The following is a 15,332-nucleotide window of genomic DNA, read 5'->3' as shown; positions in this document are numbered from 1 at the left end:
GCCGGAACGGCGCGCGCCTCAGTCCAGCAGCGCCGCGACCCAGGCGGGGACGGTGCTGGTGGCGGGGCCCGCGATCACCCGGTCGAAGCGGCCGGGGGCGGTTGCGGCGAGGTTGAGCTCGATCGTTTCCGCGCCGTTGTCGCGGGCCACGTCGACGAAGCCCGCAGCCGGGTAGACATTGCCCGAGGTGCCGATGGCCGCGAAGATATCGGCGCGGTCGAGCGCCTGTTCGATCCGGTCCATGTGATAGGGCATCTCGCCGAACCACACGATGTCCGGGCGCGCCCCGGGGGTGGCGCAATCGGGGCAGGGCAGGCCCACCGCCATGGTCCGGGGCGCCGGCCAGCGCCGGTCGCAGGCGGGGCAGAGCGCCTGGTCCAGCCGCCCGTGCATGTGGATCACGTCGCGCGCGCCTGCATGTTCCAGCAGCGTGTCGACATTCTGGGTGATCAGGGTGACGCCCTCGGCCCGGCTCAGCCGCGCCAGCGCCTGATGCGCGGCATTGGGGCGGGCAGCCGCCGCTCCGGCGCGGCGCTGGTCGTAGAAGCGCAGCACCAGCGCCGGGTCGCGGCGGAACGCCTGCGGCGTCGCCACATCCTCGACCCGGTGCTGTTCCCACAAGCCCCCGCCGTCGCGAAACGTGGCCAGCCCGCTTTCGGCGGACAGCCCCGCGCCGGTCAGCACCACGATGCGGGCGCGGCGGCTCATCGCCCGCAATAGGCCTCGGCGGTGCTGGCGAAGGTCTTGTAGCGCGCCCAGAACTGGTTGTCGGCGGCGGTCTTGGACATGCGCACGTCCTGCGCCTGCTGGGCGTCCTTGAAGAACCCGGCCGCCCGCCGCTGGTCGGCGCGCGACAGCGTCATGTTGGCGACCTGCTGGATGCAGCCGCACAGCCCGGGGCTGCGCGCGCCGCGGTCGGAACGGATGCAGGCGTTGTCGATGGGACCGGCCACGGCAAAGGGGGTGGTCAGCAGGATGGCGGCCACGGCCACGACGGGTTTCATCATGGGAATCTCCTGTCCTCGGGGTGCTGCGCTTGCGGCAGTCGTTTGTCTTGGTGTCCGCCGGTGGCGGCTGTGCCGGAAAATACCACCGCCGCGGGTGCGGGGCAACAAAACCCGCGCCCGTTCCATGGGCAGTGGTGTCGCAGGCGGCGGCCACCAGATGCGGCCCTTGCGGGGCGCGGCGGTCCGGTGGCCCGGGACGCGCGGGCGCGAATCGCGCGCCAGTCAGGTCGCGGGGGTGGCGCTGTAGCCGGCCTCGGCCAGCACCGCGGTGGCGCGGGCGGCGTCAAGCCCCGAGATGGTCACCGTGCGGCTGTCCAGGTCGACCGAGACGGTCCCCCCGGCGGCGGCGATCGCCTGTTCGATGGCGGCGCGGCAGTGGCCGCAGCTCATGTCTGGAACGTGGAACTTCATGCTGGCGCCTTTGGTGCTTGACGGAACGCGGGCAGTCTAGCACTGGCTGGGACATGACCGCCATATTCGCCACCATGAGGGTGCCATGAAATCCGGTGCCATGAACGGTAATGCACGCCCACAGCCGGTTCCACAGCCTGGTTCCGTACCGGACGCCGCGCCGATCCCGGGCGCGATCCCGGTGGCGCCGGCGCTGCCGTCCTCGATCCGGCCCGCACCGCCGGCCGTTCCCGACCCGGCGGCGGGAAATCGCCAGGCGGTGATGCTGATGACCGGCTCGATGGCGGCCTTCGCGTTTGAGGATGCGCTGATCAAGACCCTGTCGGCCAGCCTGCCGGCGGGGCAGGTGCTGGCGACCATCGGCGTGCTGGGGATGGTGGTGTTCTGGGTGCTGCTGGCCCGGCAGGGCGGGCGGCTGTGGACCCGCGACCTTCTGGCGCGGCCGGTGCTGCTGCGCAACCTGGGCGAGGTCGTGGGCTCGATGGGTTTCGTCATGGCGCTGGCACTGACCGACCTGTCCTCGGCCTCGGCGATCCTGCAGGCGCTGCCGCTGGCGCTGGTGCTGGGCGGCGCGCTGTTTCTGGGCGAGCGCGTGGGCTGGCGGCGCTGGACCGCGATCCTGGTGGGGTTCGCGGGGGTGCTGATGATCATCCGCCCCGGCACTGGCGGGTTCGAGCCGCGTTCGGTGCTAGCGCTGATCGGGGTGGCAGGGCTGGCGCTGCGCGACCTGGCCACGCGGCGAATGCCGCGCCACATCCTGTCGCACCAGCTGTCGGCCAGCGCCTTTGCCACGCTGATCCCGGGCGGGCTGGCGCTGGCTCTGCTGCGGGGCGAGGCGCTGCGCCTGCCCACCCCGGCCGAGGCCGCGGGCTTTGCCGCCTGCATCACCGTCGGCGTCGCGGGCTATGCGATGATGATCGTGGCGACCCGGGTGGGCGAGGCCTCGCTGGTCGCGCCTTTGCGCTATACGCGGCTGGTCTTTGCGCTGGTGGTGGCGGTGGTGGTGTTCGGCGAACGCCCCGACGCGCTGACGCTGGCCGGGGCCGCGCTGATCGTGGGTTCCGGCGCTTTCGCCATGTGGCGCGAACTGCGGCTGGCGGGGCGCCGCTAAGCCCCCTTTCCGCAACGCGCGGGGCGCTGTAATAGCGGCGCATGACCCAGCTTGATCTCATCCGCAACTTCTCGATCGTGGCCCATATCGACCACGGCAAATCCACGCTGGCCGACCGGCTGATCCAGCTGACCGGCACCGTCGCCGAGCGCGACATGAAAGAGCAGATGCTCGACAGCATGGATATCGAGCGCGAGCGCGGCATCACCATCAAGGCCAACACGGTGCGGATCAGCTATCCGGCCAGGGACGGCCAGACCTATGTGCTGAACCTGATCGACACCCCCGGCCACGTCGACTTCGCCTATGAGGTCAGCCGGTCCATGCGCGCGGTCGAGGGCTCGCTGCTGGTGGTGGATGCGACGCAGGGGGTCGAGGCGCAGACGCTGGCCAATGTCTATCAGGCCATCGACGCGGGGCACGAGATCGTCCCGGTGCTGAACAAGATCGACCTGCCCGCGGCCGAGCCCGCGCGGGTCAAGGAACAGATCGAGGATGTGATCGGCATCGACGCCCAGGACGCGGTGGAGATTTCCGCCAAGACCGGCCTTGGCATCCCCGACGTTCTGGAAGCCATCGTCACCCGCCTGCCGGCCCCCAGGGGCGACCGCGATGCGCCGCTCAAGGCGATGCTGGTCGACAGCTGGTACGACCCCTATCTGGGCGTGGTGGTGATGATCCGGGTCATGGACGGGGTGATCCGCAAGGGCGACCAGGTCCGCATGATGCAGACCGGCGCCAGCTACCGGCTGGACAAGCTGGCGGTGCTGACCCCGGCGATGAAGGACATCGCCGAGCTGGGCCCGGGCGAGATCGGCGTGTTCACCGCCTCGATCAAGCAGGTCCGCGACACCCGCGTCGGCGACACCATCACCCATGAGCGCAAGCCGACCGAAGTGCCGCTGCCCGGCTTCAAGCCCGCGCAGCCGGTGGTGTTCTGCGGCCTGTTCCCGGTCGACGCCAACGACTTCGAGGCGCTGCGCGACGCCATCGAGAAGCTGGCCCTGAACGACGCCAGCTTCAGCTATGAGATGGAGACCTCGGCCGCGCTCGGCTTCGGCTTCCGCTGCGGGTTCCTGGGGCTCTTGCATCTCGAGGTGATCCGTGACCGGCTGGAACGCGAATACGACCTGGACCTGATCACCACCGCCCCCAGCGTGGTGTTCCACCTGTTCATGCGCGACGGCGAGATGCGCGACCTGCACAACCCCGCCGACATGCCCGACCTGACCCTGGTCGACCATATCGAAGAGCCCCGCATCAAGGCTACGATCATGGTGCCCGACGAATATCTGGGCGACGTGCTGAAACTGTGCCAGGACCGCCGCGGCATCCAGCTGGACCTGACCTACGCCGGCAACCGCGCCATGGTGATCTATGACCTGCCGCTGGCCGAGGTGGTGTTCGATTTCTACGACCGGCTGAAATCAGTCACCAAGGGCTACGCCAGCTTCGATTACCAGATCAGCGAATACCGCGAGGATCACCTGGTCAAGATGTCGATCCTGGTCAACGACGAGCCGGTGGACGCGCTGTCGATCATGGTCCACCGCGACCGCGCCGAGGCCAGAGGCCGCGCCATGGTCGAAAAGCTGAAAGACCTGATCCCCCGCCACATGTTCAAGATCCCGATCCAGGCGGCAATCGGCGGGAGGGTGATCGCCCGCGAAACCCTCGCCGCCCTGCGCAAGGACGTGACCGCGAAATGCTACGGCGGCGACGCGACCCGGAAAAAGAAGCTGCTGGAGAAGCAGAAGGCCGGGAAGAAGAAGATGCGGCAGTTCGGCAAGGTGGAGATCCCGCAGAGCGCATTTATTTCGGCGTTGAAGATGGATGGGTGAAAATGGCAAGAGTTGGTGAGGTCTTTGTTGCTGGCGGTATGCCTGTTCTGACTTATGTTCAGCGAGATAATCTTAAGCTTGAGGAAAAGCTTCAGACCGCACTAGACGACAAGTATCAGATAATTTGCATTACAGGCCCTACAAAATCGGAAAATCAGTTCTTTGCCAACGTGTATTGAGCAAACGTGAAAGTGTCTCTATACAGGGTGGGCAGGTTGAATCAGCGGAAGAGTTTTGGAAAACCGCCGCTGAGAAAATGGGTTTGCCTAGCGAGGTGAGCTCTAGTTCCTCTACGAAATCAAGCGCTGGCTTGAGATATGTCGTTAAAGTCGACAGGGAGGAAGTAGCAACGGAACAAGTTAAGTATTTTTCTACTGCTAAGCAGGCAGTCTTGTCAACCTGTAAGCAGTTAAATACCTGCTTAGTTGTAGACGATTTTCATTATATGAGCTCTGAGATTCAGAAAGCAATTATCAGGAGCTTTAAGTCGGAGATTTTTGAGGGACTGGACGTAATTCTGATTGCTGTACCGCACCGCGCTTTCGATGCAATCGCGGCAGAGCCTGAAATGCAAGGAAGATTTGTCCACATTGAGATACCTAGTTGGAAAGAACTGGAACTGCAACAGATCGCCCGACGCGGTTTCCCGGAATTGCACATTCAGGCTGCGGAAACCGACATCTCTGAGTTTGCAGCTGAGGCTCACGGTAGCCCAATCCTTATGCAGAGGTTCTGCAATAATGCGTGTAGAGCGATAGGTGTTACGGAGACAGTCAATCCTTGGATGGATCTTGATATTAGCAAGGCAGATAAGGAAAGAATATATTCTCAGGTCGCAGAGAATTTTGGCTTTCCAACCTATAAGGTTCTTGCCGATGGGCCCCAAACAAGAACGGATCGTAGTCCACGAAAGCTAAGAAAATCCAGTAAAACTGTAGATATTTATGAAGCGGTGTTGCTTGCCATTGCTTCTACGGGTCCTCGCGACGCCACAAAATATGACGACATCCGTGATGCTCTTCGAAATACATTGGTGGAAAGTGATCTTCCTCAAAAGCAGCAGATTACAAATACCCTTAACTACATGGTAAGAGAAGCCAAGGAGAAGCTCAAGGGAGAGCCGCCTATCGAGTGGAAGGACGATGTGCTGTATATTACTGATCCTATGTTACAATTCTATCTGCGCTGGATGGCAAGGTAAGCAAACGTACGTGCGTGCTCCGCACGCACCACCCCACCGCACAACGGTGCGTGGAAACCACGCACCCTACGTGGCCGTCGCCCATTCCCATCGCGGCCCGCCGATTTCGCGGTGAACCGAGGAGAGCGGCCAATCCTGCGCCCGCGCCACCAGCCCGTGCTTCACCGGATTGAACCAGCAATAGCGCAGATGCGCCGCGAAATCCCCTTCATCCCGGATGTGATGGTCCCAGAACCGCCGCTGCCACACCGCGCGCTCGCGCCGCGCCACATGGCTGGCGCGCCGTGGACCGGGCTCCACACCCCGCGAAAACCGCGCCTTGATAAGACGCCATCGCGTCGCGTAATCCGTATCCCCCTCGGGCAACCGCCAGATGCAGTGCAGATGATCCGGCAGCACCACCCATGCCTCGATCGCAAACGGGCGTTCTGCGCGGGTGTCGCGGACGGCCCGCCGCAGCAGCTCCACTTCGGCGACCAGCAGCTGCGACCCGCGTGTCGCCAGCGCAACCGTGAAGAAGATCGTGGCGCCATGGCGGCGCGGTCTGATGTAACGCGACATTCCCGCAGTCTGCACCGCGAGCGGTTAATAAAGCCTCACCGCCGAAACTCGCGGCGCAGCTTCTGACAGCTGCGCGCAAAGCCCGCACCTGCCCGCGACCTTCGGCCCTCTGCGGGCCACTTGACGCAAGCCGTTGTCTCGCCCCACTCTCTCCCGAACGACCGGAGAGAGCCATGACCCCCGAGACTGCCCGCAAGATCCTGACTGCCCGCCGTGATGAGCTGCTGGCCTCGCTGCTGTCGATCGAGGATCAGCTCGACGACCCCATGCCGCAGGACTGGGACGATGCCGCGACCGAGCGGCAGGGGGATGAGGTGCTCTCGGCGCTGGGGCTTTCCGATCAGGCCGAGCTGCGCCGGATCGACGCGGCGCTGGCGCGGATCGAGGCGGGGGAATACGGCGATTGCGTGCGCTGCGGCAACCCGATCCCGCCCAAGCGGCTGGAACTGCTGCCCGACACGCCATTCTGCGCCAATTGCGCGGTCTGATCTGGATCAAGGCGCCGGCGGCGAAGTTATTCAGAATAGGGCGGAAATCTGCTGAAAGGGTCGCGAATGCCGCGTCTGTTCCTGCTGCTTCTGTCGGTCTCGATGGCCACGCTTGCCGGTGTCGGCGTGATCGTGGCGCTGGTCATGGGGTATTATCACTGGCAGCCGATCGCGCTGTCGGCGGCGATCGGGGCGGCGATCTCGCTGCCGGTCAGCTGGTATGCGGCGGGCCGGATCCAGGACATGGATCCGCTGGACGGCCCCGAGTAACGCCCCTCAGCCGTTCAGGAACGCGGCCACTCGGCCGGCCACCTCGGCCGGCTTTTCCGCGTGCAGCCAGTGACCGGCGCCGGGGAGACAGGCGATCTCGGCCTGCGGGAACAGCGTGCGGATGGCGGCCTTCCCCTCGGCCTCGACATAGGGGCTGTCGCCGCCATGCAGGAACAGCGCCGGGCCGGTGAACTTGGCGCTGCCGCCGGGCCAGCCGGTCAGCTGCCCCATCTGCGTGCGCAGCGCTGCCAGGTTCATCTTCCACCGCGGCGGCTGGGCTTTCAGGTCCAGCGACTGCAGCAGGAACGCCCGCACCCCGGGGTCATCCAGCTGCGCGGCCAGCGCCCGGTCGGCGGCGCTGCGGCTGCTGATGCCGGTCAAGTCGGTGGCCTCGAGCGCGTCGATGATGCCGGTCTGGCTGTGCTCATAGGCGACCGGGGCGATGTCCAGCGCCACCAGCCGCCGCACAAGCTCGGGCCGGGTCAGCGCCAGCCACATCGCGGCCTTGCCGCCCATGGAGTGCCCGACCACATCGGCGCGCCCGCCATGGGCGGCGATCACCCCGGCCAGATCCGCGGCCATCGCCTCGTAATCATGCCCTGGGTCCCAGGGCGAATCGCCGTGGTTGCGCATGTCGACGGCGATCACCTGCCGCGTCTCGGCCAGGGCGCGGGCGATCACCCCCAGGTTGCGGGCCTGCCCGAACAAGCCATGGGCCAGCAGGACGGGGGGCAGCGGGCCGGCAGCGCCGGTGATGGTCAGCGACAGTTCCATGCCCCTGCTCTAGCCGTTCTGGCGAAGCCGCGACAAGGGGCATATCCTGCCGTCAGGAATCGCGGAAAGCAGGGGACCGATGGCGCAGGACGACGTGCGGGCGATGGCTGACGAGGTCGCCGCCCTGATGGCGCAGCGGCTGGGCGGCGCGCGGCGGGGCAGCCAGCCCGACCTCGCCACCATGATCCGCCGCCGCGGCGGTGCGCTGCCGCGGCGGCAGCGGCGGGCGGCGCGGGTGCTGCTCAGGGCGCAGGCGCAGGCCGCCAGCCCCAAGGTCGCGCGGCAGATGGACAGCACCGCCGCCGCCCGCGCCCATGCCGAGCTGCTGCGCTATCTGCGCCCGCTGGGCGCCTCGGCGCGCTGGCAGGCGGGGGCGCTGAACGTGGCGGCGGCGGTGATGATGGGGCTGCTGCTGGTGGGCGCGGTCGCCGTCTGGATCATGGTCCGCCGCGGTCTGGCCTGACGACAAAAGGCGCCCCGGCAAGGGCGCCTCTTTCTTCCTTGTGAAAATATCCCGGGGGCTTCCGAGCGCTTGGGAAACAGTCCAGTGGACTGTTTTCAGCGAGGAAGGCCGCGGCGGCGGCCCGGGGCAGGGCTCCGGTCCGGCGGCGTCGCCGTGCGCTCACATCCCCGCGTAAAGCGGAAACTTCGCGCACAGCGCTTTGACCTCGGCGGCCACGCGGGCCTCGACTTCGGCATTGCCGTCCTCGCCCTCGGCGGCGAGCCCGTCGACCACCTCGACGATCCAGCGGGCGATCTGGCGGAACTCGGCCTCGCCGAAGCCGCGGGTGGTGCCGGCGGGGGTGCCCAGGCGGATGCCGCTGGTCACGAACGGCTTTTCCGGGTCGAAGGGCACGCCGTTCTTGTTGCAGGTGATATGAGCGCGCCCCAGCGCGGCCTCGGTCGCCTTGCCGGTCACCCCCTTGGGGCGCAGGTCGGCCAGCATCAGGTGGTTGTCGGTGCCGCCCGACACGATGTCGATGCCGCCCTTCATCAGCTCATCCGCCATGGCGCGGGCATTCGCCACCACCTGCGCGGCGTAGTCCTTGAACGAGGGCTCCAGCGCCTCGCGCAGCGCCACCGCCTTGGCGGCGATCACATGCATCAGCGGCCCGCCCTGCAGCCCGGGGAACACCGCCGAGTTGATCTTTTTCGCGATATCCGGGTCGTTGGTCAGCACCATGCCGCCGCGCGGCCCGCGCAGGGATTTATGCGTCGTGGTGGTCACCACATGCGCATGGGGCAGGGGCGAGGGATGCTGCCCGCCCGCGACCAGCCCGGCGATATGGGCCATGTCCACCATCAGATACGCGCCAATCTCGTCGGCGATGGCGCGGAAGGCGGCCCAGTCCCAGACGCGGGAATAGGCGGTGCCGCCGGCCACGATCAGCTTGGGCTTGTGCTCCAGCGCCTTGGCGCGGATCTCTTCCATGTCCAGCAGCTGGTCCTGGGGCCGCACGCCATAGCTGAGCACGTTGAACCACTTGCCCGACATGTTCACCGGCGAGCCGTGGGTCAGGTGCCCGCCCGAGTTCAGGTCCAGCCCCATGAAGGTATCGCCGGGCTGCAGCAGTGCCAGGAACACCGCCTGGTTCATCTGGCTTCCCGAGTTCGGCTGCACGTTGGCGAAATTGCAGCCGAACAGCTGCTTGGCGCGCTCGATCGCCAGATCCTCGACGATATCGACGAACTGGCAGCCGCCGTAATAGCGCTTGCCCGGATAGCCCTCGGCATATTTGTTGGTCAGCACCGAGCCCTGCGCCTCGAGCACGGCGCGGCTGACGATGTTCTCGGATGCGATCAGCTCGATCTCGTCGCGCTGGCGGCCCAGCTCCTTGCCGATGGCGTCAAAGATCTCGGGGTCGCGCTGCGAAAGGGGGGCGGTGAAAAACGCGCTGTCGGTCATGTTGTCCTCCGGGCCGGGGTTCGACCGCCTGTTAGCGGCTTTGCGCGGGGGTGGCCAGCGGGGGCAGTAGAAAACCTGCGCCCACATCGGGTTGCGCGGCTGCAAACAGCCCGGCCGCCCTTGCCAAGCCCGCGCTCAGGTGCATGGATGCGCGCCATGACTGCGATCCATTTCTGCGCCAGCGACACCGATACCGCCCTGACCGCGCTGGGGCGGCTGATGCAGCGCTATGGCCAGGTGCCGGCGACGCGGGCCGATGTGGTGGTGGCGCTGGGGGGCGACGGGTTCCTGCTGTCCACGCTGCGCCAGAACCTGGGCAAGCCGGTCTACGGGATGAACCGCGGCACCGTCGGCTTTCTGATGAACGATTATTCCGAGGACGGTCTGCACGAGCGCATCGCCGCGGCCGAGGAAACCGTGATCAACCCGCTGTCGATGGTGGCGGGCGCCCCCGACGGCACCGAATCCCGGGCGCTGGCGATCAACGAGGTCAGCATGCTGCGCACCGGCCCGCAGGCGGCCAGCGTCCGCGTCACCGTCGACGGGCGCGTGCGGATGGAAGAACTGGTCTGCGACGGGCTGATGGTGGCGACGCCCGCGGGCTCCACCGCCTACAACTATTCCGCCGGCGGGCCGATCCTGCCGATGGGCTCGGACGTGCTGGCGCTGACGCCGATCGCCTCGTTCCGGCCGCGGCGCTGGCGCGGCGCGATCCTGCGCCATGATTCGGTGATCCGGCTGGACGTGCTGGACGCGGCCAAGCGCCCGGTGATGGCGGACGCCGATTCCAAGCAGGTCGACCGGGTGCTGTGGGTCGAGATCCGCAGCGAGCCGCGCATCGCGCACCGGCTGCTGTTCGACCACGGCCACGGGATGGAGGAACGGATGATGCGCGAGCAGTTCCTGTAACCAGGCCGCTCGCGCGCCGGGCGGGGCTCAGCCCTGCCAGTCGAAGCTCAGCTGCTCGCGAAAGGCGAAGCGCTCGATATGGGCGTCGATGACCCGCTGCGTGGCCGCGGCCGATTCGGCTGGGGCGGTCAGCGCGATGGTCAGCGCCTGCGGCCCGGCGGTCAGCGTGATCACCCGGTCCTCGGGCATCGCGATCCGGCCCCGGTTCGGATCGAACTCGACCTCGAACTTGTGGGCCCAGTGCTTGCAGAGCTGTTGCAGATATCGGCTGCCGTGTTCGGTGGCGACGGTGCAGGTGGTGTGGGTCAGATTCTGGGTCATGTCCCCGACCTAAGACGGCGCCGCGCGATAGACAAGCGCGGCGCGCAGCGCCCGGCTCAGCGCAGTCCGGTGGCTTCCAGCAGCCCCTTGCGCTTGGCCTCGTAGTAATAGCCGCGCGCATACCATTTGACCGCCGCGTCATGGTTGCCGTCGGCGACCATATAGGCGCCGCGCAGGTATTTGACGCCGTATTTCAGGTTGGTTTCGGCGTCCAGCAGCCCGGCGGGCTCTCCGCGATAGCCCATGCCGCGGGCAGTCGCGGGCAGGATCTGCATCAGCCCGTAATAGGGGCCGTTGCGGGCGCCGGGGCGATGGCGGCTTTCGCGGATCACCACCCGGTGCACCAGGGCCTCGGGGACGCCGTAGATCCGGGAATATTTCTGGATCAGCGCCCGCAGCTCGGGGGTCTCGTTGGGATGCAGCGCGGCCTGCGAGGCCCGCGGCTCGACGAAATACATGGCGTCGGGCTTGCCGCCGCCACAGGCGGAGAGCGCTGCGACCAGCGCCAGCGCGCCAAGCCGGCGAGTGGTGGGCCGGGGGATGGAAAGGGTCATCACTGCCTCGGGTGGTTTCTGCCTGTGATTGCGTCCTGCTTAACGTGCCGGACCCGGCGCCGTCAGTCGCAAAACAGGGCCGGCAGGCCGCAAGCGCCGCTGTCGGCGAGAAATCGCCGAGGCTTCTTTCTGGTAAAAATACCCCCGCCGGAGGCAAGGCCGGGCACCCGCCCGGCCTTTCCCGCCGTCCCGGGGCCGCGTGTCAGACGTGGATGGCGCCGTCGCCGCAGGCCAGCGCGGCCTCGCGCACCGCCTCGGAGACGGTGGGATGGGCGTGGCAGGTCAGCGCCACATCCTCGGCCGAGGCCCCGAACTCCATCGCCACGCAGATCTCATGGATCATCTCGCCGGCGCCGGGGCCGATGATGTGGCAGCCGAGGATGCGGTCGGTGTCGGCATCGGCGATCAGCTTCACGAAGCCCTCGGCCTGCAGCATCGCCTTGGCGCGGGCGTTGCCCATCAGGGGGAACTTGCCGGTCTTGACCTTGCGCCCCGAGGCCTTGGCGGCTTCCTCGGTCAGCCCGACCGAGGCGATTTCCGGGGTGGTGTAGATCACGCCGGGGATCACGTCGTAATTCACATGCCCATGCTTGCCGGCGATCACCTCGGCCACGGCCATGCCCTCGTCCTCGGCCTTGTGGGCCAGCATCGGGCCGGGCACCGCGTCGCCGATGGCGTAGATGCCGGGGACGTTCGTCGCCCATGTCGCATCCACCGCGATCTGGCCGCGGTCGGTCAGCTGCACCCCCAGCGCCTCCAGCCCCAGCCCGTCGTGATAGGGGCGCCGGCCGGTGGCGACCAGCACCACATCCGCCGCGATCCGCTGTTCCTCGCCGCCCTTTTTCGGCGCATAGACCACGGTCGCGCCGCCGTCGCTGGCCTCGACCCCCGACACCGCGGCGCCGAGGATGAACTTGAAGCCCTGCTTGGTCAGAATCTTCTGGAAGCTCTTCTGCACTTCGGCGTCCATGCCGGGGGTGATCGCGTCCAGATATTCGACCACCGTCACCTGCGCGCCCAGCCGGCTGTAGACCGAGCCGAGTTCAAGCCCGATCACGCCCGCGCCGATCACCACCATGGTTTCGGGGATCTTCTTCAGCGCCAGCGCGCCGGTGGAATCGACCACCACGCCTGCGTCGTTGTCGACCTGCACCCCTTTCAGCGCCGAGGGCACCGAGCCCGAGGCGATGACGATGTTCTTTGTCTCATGCACGGTATCGTCGACCTTGACCTTGCCCGGCGCCTCGATGCTGGCCCAGCCCTTGAGCCAGTCGATCTTGTTCTTCTTGAACAGGAACTCGATGCCCTTGGTGTTGGTGCCGACGGTTTCGTCCTTGTAGCCCTGCATCCGGCCCCAGTCGATGTCGGCCGTCGCGTTCATCAGCCCCAGCTTGGCAAAGTTCTCGTGCAGCTCATGCGCCATGTGGCTGGCATGCAGCAGCGCCTTGGACGGGATGCAGCCCACGTTCAGGCAGGTGCCGCCCAGGGTCTCGCGCCCCTCGACACAGGCGACCTTGAGCCCCAGCTGCGCCGCGCGGATGGCGCAGACATAGCCACCGGGGCCGGCGCCGATGACGATCAGATCATACATCACTTGGTCCTTTGTTGATGACCGCCGGCCCGGGGGCTTCGCGCCCCCGGACCCCCGCGGGATATTTGCAGACAGAAGATGCTCACAGGATCGCCGCGAGAATCATGGCCATCGTCGCGACGAAGCCGATGCCGAAGATGACGGAGCGCCACGGCACCCAGCCGAGCGCATAGGCCGGGACATAGAGGATGCGGGCGACCAGATAGGCCCAGGCGCAGGCGGCGGTCAGGGTTCCGTTCGAGCGGGTGAACTGCACCAGCACCACGGCAATGGTGAAAAACACCAGCGCCTCGAAATGGTTGTCCACCGCGCGGCGCAGCCGGCCGGTCAGGGGCGAAAACGCGGGCGCGCTGTCGCGGGGGCTGGCATTCCATGCCGCCAGCCCGTCGCGGTTCATCGACCATGCCGCCAGCCCGATCTGCACCGCCTGCAGGATCGCGGCGAGCCCGAGGACCAGCAGTTCGGCCGAAAGGGCGCTCATGCGGTCTGCACCGCGTGGTATTCGGCTGCCTGCACCCCGGCGCGGCTGGCGAAGACCTCGCCCCCGGCGCCCTGCAGGTAATCGAGCGCGCGCTTGCCGTCGGCGATGGCGTAGAGCACCCAGACGCGGGTCTCGCCCTCGCGCCAGATCTGCAGCACCGACAGCGAGGCATGGCCCCGGTCCTCGGCATCGGCGTCGAACTCGGTGCGGAACTGCGGATAGTCGGCGATGTCGTAGCGGGCGATCAGCTGGTTGGTCATGGTATGGTTCCTTGTGGCTTGCGGGGCGCGTCCCCGGCAGGGAACGCGCCGCGCCGGATCACAGGTCCATCAGCAGCCGGCGCGGATCCTCCAGCGCTTCCTTGACGCGCACGAGGAAGGTGACCGCGCCCTTGCCGTCGACGATGCGGTGATCGTAGCTCAGCGCCAGATACATCATCGGGCGGATCACGATCTGGCCGCCGACCACCACCGGGCGATCCTGGATCTTGTGCATCCCCAGGATCCCCGATTGCGGCGGGTTCAGGATCGGCGAGGACATCAGCGAGCCATAGACCCCGCCGTTCGAGATGGTGAAGCTGCCGCCCTGCATGTCGGCCATGGTCAGCTTGCCGTCACGCGCGCGCAGCCCCAGCTCGGCGATTTCCTTTTCGATCTGGGCGAAGCTCTTCTGGTCGGCGTCGCGGACCACCGGCACCACCAGACCGTTGGGGGTGCCGACGGCGACGCCCATGTGCACGAAGTTCTTGTAGACGATGTCGCCGCCGTCGATCTCGGCATTGACCTCGGGCACTTCCTTCAGCGCGTGGCAGCACGCCTTCACGAAGAAGGACATGAAGCCCAGCTTGACGCGGTGCTTCTTTTCGAACTGGTCCTTGTAGCTGTTGCGCAGCTCCATGATGCCGGACATGTCCACCTCGTTGTAGGTGGTCAGGATCGCGGCGGTGTTCTGCGCGTCCTTCAGCCGGCGGGCGATGGTGGCGCGCAGTCGGGTCATACGGACCCGTTCCTCGCGATGCGCATCCTCGGGCGAGGAGGGCGCCCGCGGGGCCGAGGCCGGGGCGGGCGCAGGCGCGGGGGCAGGGGCTGCGGCGCCGCGGGCCACGTCCTCTTTCATCACCCGCCCGTCGCGGCCCGAGCCCTGCAGCTGGTCGCGGCTGAGCCCGGCTTCCGCCATGGCCTTCTTCGCCGAGGGCGCGTCCTCGACGTCGCTGCGCAGGGTCAGCTGTTCGGGGCCGGCGCCGGGCGAGTTCACGATGTCGGCCTGTTCCTGCCGCTTGTCGGGGTCGCTGACCGGGGCGTCGCCCGGGCCCGCGCCGCCGGTCGAGCCGCCCGCCGCGCCTTCGGTGATGATGGCCAGCCGCGCCTTGGCGTCGACGGTGGCGCCTTCCTCGGCGAGGATCTCGGCCAGCACGCCCGCGACCGGGCTCGGCACCTCGACCGAGACCTTGTCGGTTTCCAGCTCGCACAGCATCTCGTCCTGTGCGACGGCGTCGCCCACTTTCTTGAACCAGGTGGCGACCGTGGCTTCGGTCACGCTTTCGCCCAGCGTGGGCACCATCACGTCAACGGATTTTCCGGCCATCTTCGGCTTACCCCTGTCTGCGGTCTCGTCTGCGGCGGGCTGCGCCGCGCCGGTGGTTGCATCGCGCGGGGCGGCGGCCGCCCCCGTCTCGTCGATCTGCGCCAGCAGCGCGTCCGGGCCGACCGTCTCGCCCTCGGGCGCGACGATTTCGGCCAGGATGCCGGCGGCGGGGCTGGGAACCTCGACCGTCACCTTGTCGGTCTCCAGCTCGCACAGCATCTCGTCCATGGCGACCGCATCGCCCGGTTTCTTGAACCAGGTCGCGACCGTCGCTTCCGAGACGCTTTCCCCCAGGGTGGGGACGCGGACTTCGATGGCCATG

The 15,332-nt window shown here is 67.2% G+C and carries 19 protein-coding genes; 7 read left to right on the top strand and 12 right to left on the bottom strand.

All coding sequences use genetic code 11. The features are described from left to right. Positions 1–18: 18 nt before the first annotated feature. From RSP45_RS03950 to RSP45_RS03940, 3 genes are all read right to left on the bottom strand, one after another. Positions 19–708: an NAD-dependent deacylase gene (locus tag RSP45_RS03950; protein ID WP_415393293.1), complete on the bottom strand. Its 690-nt coding sequence runs from the start codon at positions 706–708 to the stop codon at positions 19–21. Beyond that, positions 705–1,007: a hypothetical protein gene (locus tag RSP45_RS03945; protein WP_073062300.1), complete on the bottom strand. Its 303-nt coding sequence runs from the start codon at positions 1,005–1,007 to the stop codon at positions 705–707. The genes RSP45_RS03950 and RSP45_RS03945 overlap by 4 nt, the downstream gene beginning before the upstream one ends. A gap of 222 nt (positions 1,008–1,229) precedes the next feature. Then, positions 1,230–1,418 (bottom strand): heavy-metal-associated domain-containing protein, encoded by a 189-nt coding sequence (locus tag RSP45_RS03940; protein WP_415393292.1) that lies wholly within the window; start codon positions 1,416–1,418, stop codon positions 1,230–1,232. 262 nt (positions 1,419–1,680) lie between these two features. Between RSP45_RS03940 and RSP45_RS03935 the strand changes: the two genes are divergently transcribed. From RSP45_RS03935 to RSP45_RS03925, 3 genes are all read left to right on the top strand, one after another. Beyond that, positions 1,681–2,529, top strand: a complete 849-nt coding sequence (locus RSP45_RS03935) for a DMT family transporter (RefSeq protein WP_415393989.1) — start codon at positions 1,681–1,683, stop codon at positions 2,527–2,529. 41 nt (positions 2,530–2,570) lie between these two features. Further along, positions 2,571–4,370 (top strand): translation elongation factor 4, encoded by a 1,800-nt coding sequence (gene lepA, locus RSP45_RS03930; RefSeq protein WP_415393291.1) that lies wholly within the window; start codon positions 2,571–2,573, stop codon positions 4,368–4,370. A 175-nt stretch (positions 4,371–4,545) separates the two neighbouring features. Continuing rightward, a complete protein-coding gene (locus RSP45_RS03925) occupies positions 4,546–5,571 on the top strand; it encodes a hypothetical protein (protein WP_415393290.1) in 1,026 nt (341 codons plus the stop codon). Positions 5,572–5,637: 66 nt separating this feature from the next. Here the strand turns inward: RSP45_RS03925 and RSP45_RS03920 are convergent, their stop codons facing one another. Continuing rightward, on the bottom strand, positions 5,638–6,132 hold the full coding sequence (locus RSP45_RS03920) for an REP-associated tyrosine transposase (RefSeq protein ID WP_415393289.1): 495 nt from the start codon (positions 6,130–6,132) through the stop codon (positions 5,638–5,640). 173 nt (positions 6,133–6,305) lie between these two features. On the opposite strand from RSP45_RS03920, the gene RSP45_RS03915 reads away from it, so the two are divergent. Both RSP45_RS03915 and RSP45_RS03910 read left to right on the top strand, forming a co-directional pair. After that, the gene (locus RSP45_RS03915) at positions 6,306–6,620 is read left to right on the top strand and encodes a TraR/DksA family transcriptional regulator (protein ID WP_073062291.1); all 315 of its coding nucleotides are present in this window, start codon (positions 6,306–6,308) and stop codon (positions 6,618–6,620) included. Between the two features lie 66 nt (positions 6,621–6,686). Then, on the top strand, positions 6,687–6,890 hold the full coding sequence (locus RSP45_RS03910) for a hypothetical protein (protein WP_073062288.1): 204 nt from the start codon (positions 6,687–6,689) through the stop codon (positions 6,888–6,890). 6 nt (positions 6,891–6,896) lie between these two features. Here the strand turns inward: RSP45_RS03910 and RSP45_RS03905 are convergent, their stop codons facing one another. Continuing rightward, positions 6,897–7,664 carry an alpha/beta fold hydrolase gene (locus tag RSP45_RS03905; protein WP_415393288.1) on the bottom strand — a complete coding sequence of 256 codons (768 nt, stop codon included), beginning with the start codon at positions 7,662–7,664 and terminating at the stop codon, positions 6,897–6,899. 79 nt (positions 7,665–7,743) lie between these two features. Between RSP45_RS03905 and RSP45_RS03900 the strand changes: the two genes are divergently transcribed. After that, positions 7,744–8,127 carry a hypothetical protein gene (locus tag RSP45_RS03900; protein WP_415393287.1) on the top strand — a complete coding sequence of 128 codons (384 nt, stop codon included), beginning with the start codon at positions 7,744–7,746 and terminating at the stop codon, positions 8,125–8,127. A 159-nt stretch (positions 8,128–8,286) separates the two neighbouring features. Here the strand turns inward: RSP45_RS03900 and glyA are convergent, their stop codons facing one another. Next, a complete protein-coding gene (gene glyA / locus RSP45_RS03895; protein ID WP_415393286.1) occupies positions 8,287–9,570 on the bottom strand; it encodes a serine hydroxymethyltransferase in 1,284 nt (427 codons plus the stop codon). Between the two features lie 156 nt (positions 9,571–9,726). Here glyA and RSP45_RS03890 point away from each other — a divergent pair, with 156 nt between their 5' ends. Further along, on the top strand, positions 9,727–10,479 hold the full coding sequence (locus RSP45_RS03890) for an NAD kinase (RefSeq protein ID WP_073063561.1): 753 nt from the start codon (positions 9,727–9,729) through the stop codon (positions 10,477–10,479). Between the two features lie 27 nt (positions 10,480–10,506). Here the strand turns inward: RSP45_RS03890 and RSP45_RS03885 are convergent, their stop codons facing one another. The 6 genes from RSP45_RS03885 to odhB all read right to left on the bottom strand — a co-directional run bounded on the left by RSP45_RS03885 (position 10,507) and on the right by odhB (position 15,331). After that, on the bottom strand, positions 10,507–10,800 hold the full coding sequence (locus tag RSP45_RS03885) for a DUF2218 domain-containing protein (RefSeq protein WP_415393285.1): 294 nt from the start codon (positions 10,798–10,800) through the stop codon (positions 10,507–10,509). Positions 10,801–10,856: 56 nt separating this feature from the next. Continuing rightward, a complete protein-coding gene (locus tag RSP45_RS03880) occupies positions 10,857–11,354 on the bottom strand; it encodes a transglycosylase SLT domain-containing protein (RefSeq protein WP_415393284.1) in 498 nt (165 codons plus the stop codon). Between the two features lie 202 nt (positions 11,355–11,556). Further along, complete coding sequence (lpdA, locus tag RSP45_RS03875) at positions 11,557–12,945, bottom strand: dihydrolipoyl dehydrogenase (protein ID WP_415393283.1); 1,389 nt, start codon at positions 12,943–12,945, stop codon at positions 11,557–11,559. Between the two features lie 82 nt (positions 12,946–13,027). Then, positions 13,028–13,426, bottom strand: coding sequence for an MAPEG family protein (locus RSP45_RS03870; RefSeq protein ID WP_415393282.1), 399 nt, complete (start codon positions 13,424–13,426; stop codon positions 13,028–13,030). Further along, on the bottom strand, positions 13,423–13,686 hold the full coding sequence (locus RSP45_RS03865; protein WP_073062262.1) for a hypothetical protein: 264 nt from the start codon (positions 13,684–13,686) through the stop codon (positions 13,423–13,425). The genes RSP45_RS03870 and RSP45_RS03865 overlap by 4 nt, the downstream gene beginning before the upstream one ends. Positions 13,687–13,744: 58 nt before the next feature. Further along, complete coding sequence (gene odhB / locus RSP45_RS03860) at positions 13,745–15,331, bottom strand: 2-oxoglutarate dehydrogenase complex dihydrolipoyllysine-residue succinyltransferase (protein WP_415393281.1); 1,587 nt, start codon at positions 15,329–15,331, stop codon at positions 13,745–13,747. Position 15,332 lies beyond the last annotated feature (1 nt).

It is taken from the genome of Paracoccus sp. SJTW-4 (genome assembly GCF_047716885.1).
GTDB lineage: Bacteria > Pseudomonadota > Alphaproteobacteria > Rhodobacterales > Rhodobacteraceae > Paracoccus > Paracoccus solventivorans.
This window is presented reverse-complemented; position numbering and strand designations above follow the sequence as displayed.

Coding starts and splice junctions, on each gene's coding strand:
- lepA (WP_415393291.1), top strand. CDS start 2,571: ATGACCCAGCTTGATCTCATCCGCAACTTCTCGATCGTGGCCCATATC.
- RSP45_RS03870 (WP_415393282.1), bottom strand. CDS start 13,426: ATGAGCGCCCTTTCGGCCGAACTGCTGGTCCTCGGGCTCGCCGCGATC.
- RSP45_RS03865 (WP_073062262.1), bottom strand. CDS start 13,686: ATGACCAACCAGCTGATCGCCCGCTACGACATCGCCGACTATCCGCAG.
- RSP45_RS03910 (WP_073062288.1), top strand. CDS start 6,687: ATGCCGCGTCTGTTCCTGCTGCTTCTGTCGGTCTCGATGGCCACGCTT.
- RSP45_RS03905 (WP_415393288.1), bottom strand. CDS start 7,664: ATGGAACTGTCGCTGACCATCACCGGCGCTGCCGGCCCGCTGCCCCCC.
- glyA (WP_415393286.1), bottom strand. CDS start 9,570: ATGACCGACAGCGCGTTTTTCACCGCCCCCCTTTCGCAGCGCGACCCC.
- odhB (WP_415393281.1), bottom strand. CDS start 15,331: ATGGCCATCGAAGTCCGCGTCCCCACCCTGGGGGAAAGCGTCTCGGAA.
- RSP45_RS03900 (WP_415393287.1), top strand. CDS start 7,744: ATGGCGCAGGACGACGTGCGGGCGATGGCTGACGAGGTCGCCGCCCTG.
- RSP45_RS03945 (WP_073062300.1), bottom strand. CDS start 1,007: ATGATGAAACCCGTCGTGGCCGTGGCCGCCATCCTGCTGACCACCCCC.
- RSP45_RS03950 (WP_415393293.1), bottom strand. CDS start 708: ATGAGCCGCCGCGCCCGCATCGTGGTGCTGACCGGCGCGGGGCTGTCC.
- RSP45_RS03880 (WP_415393284.1), bottom strand. CDS start 11,354: ATGACCCTTTCCATCCCCCGGCCCACCACTCGCCGGCTTGGCGCGCTG.
- RSP45_RS03920 (WP_415393289.1), bottom strand. CDS start 6,132: ATGTCGCGTTACATCAGACCGCGCCGCCATGGCGCCACGATCTTCTTC.
- RSP45_RS03890 (WP_073063561.1), top strand. CDS start 9,727: ATGACTGCGATCCATTTCTGCGCCAGCGACACCGATACCGCCCTGACC.
- RSP45_RS03885 (WP_415393285.1), bottom strand. CDS start 10,800: ATGACCCAGAATCTGACCCACACCACCTGCACCGTCGCCACCGAACAC.
- RSP45_RS03940 (WP_415393292.1), bottom strand. CDS start 1,418: ATGAAGTTCCACGTTCCAGACATGAGCTGCGGCCACTGCCGCGCCGCC.
- RSP45_RS03935 (WP_415393989.1), top strand. CDS start 1,681: ATGCTGATGACCGGCTCGATGGCGGCCTTCGCGTTTGAGGATGCGCTG.
- RSP45_RS03915 (WP_073062291.1), top strand. CDS start 6,306: ATGACCCCCGAGACTGCCCGCAAGATCCTGACTGCCCGCCGTGATGAG.
- lpdA (WP_415393283.1), bottom strand. CDS start 12,945: ATGTATGATCTGATCGTCATCGGCGCCGGCCCCGGTGGCTATGTCTGC.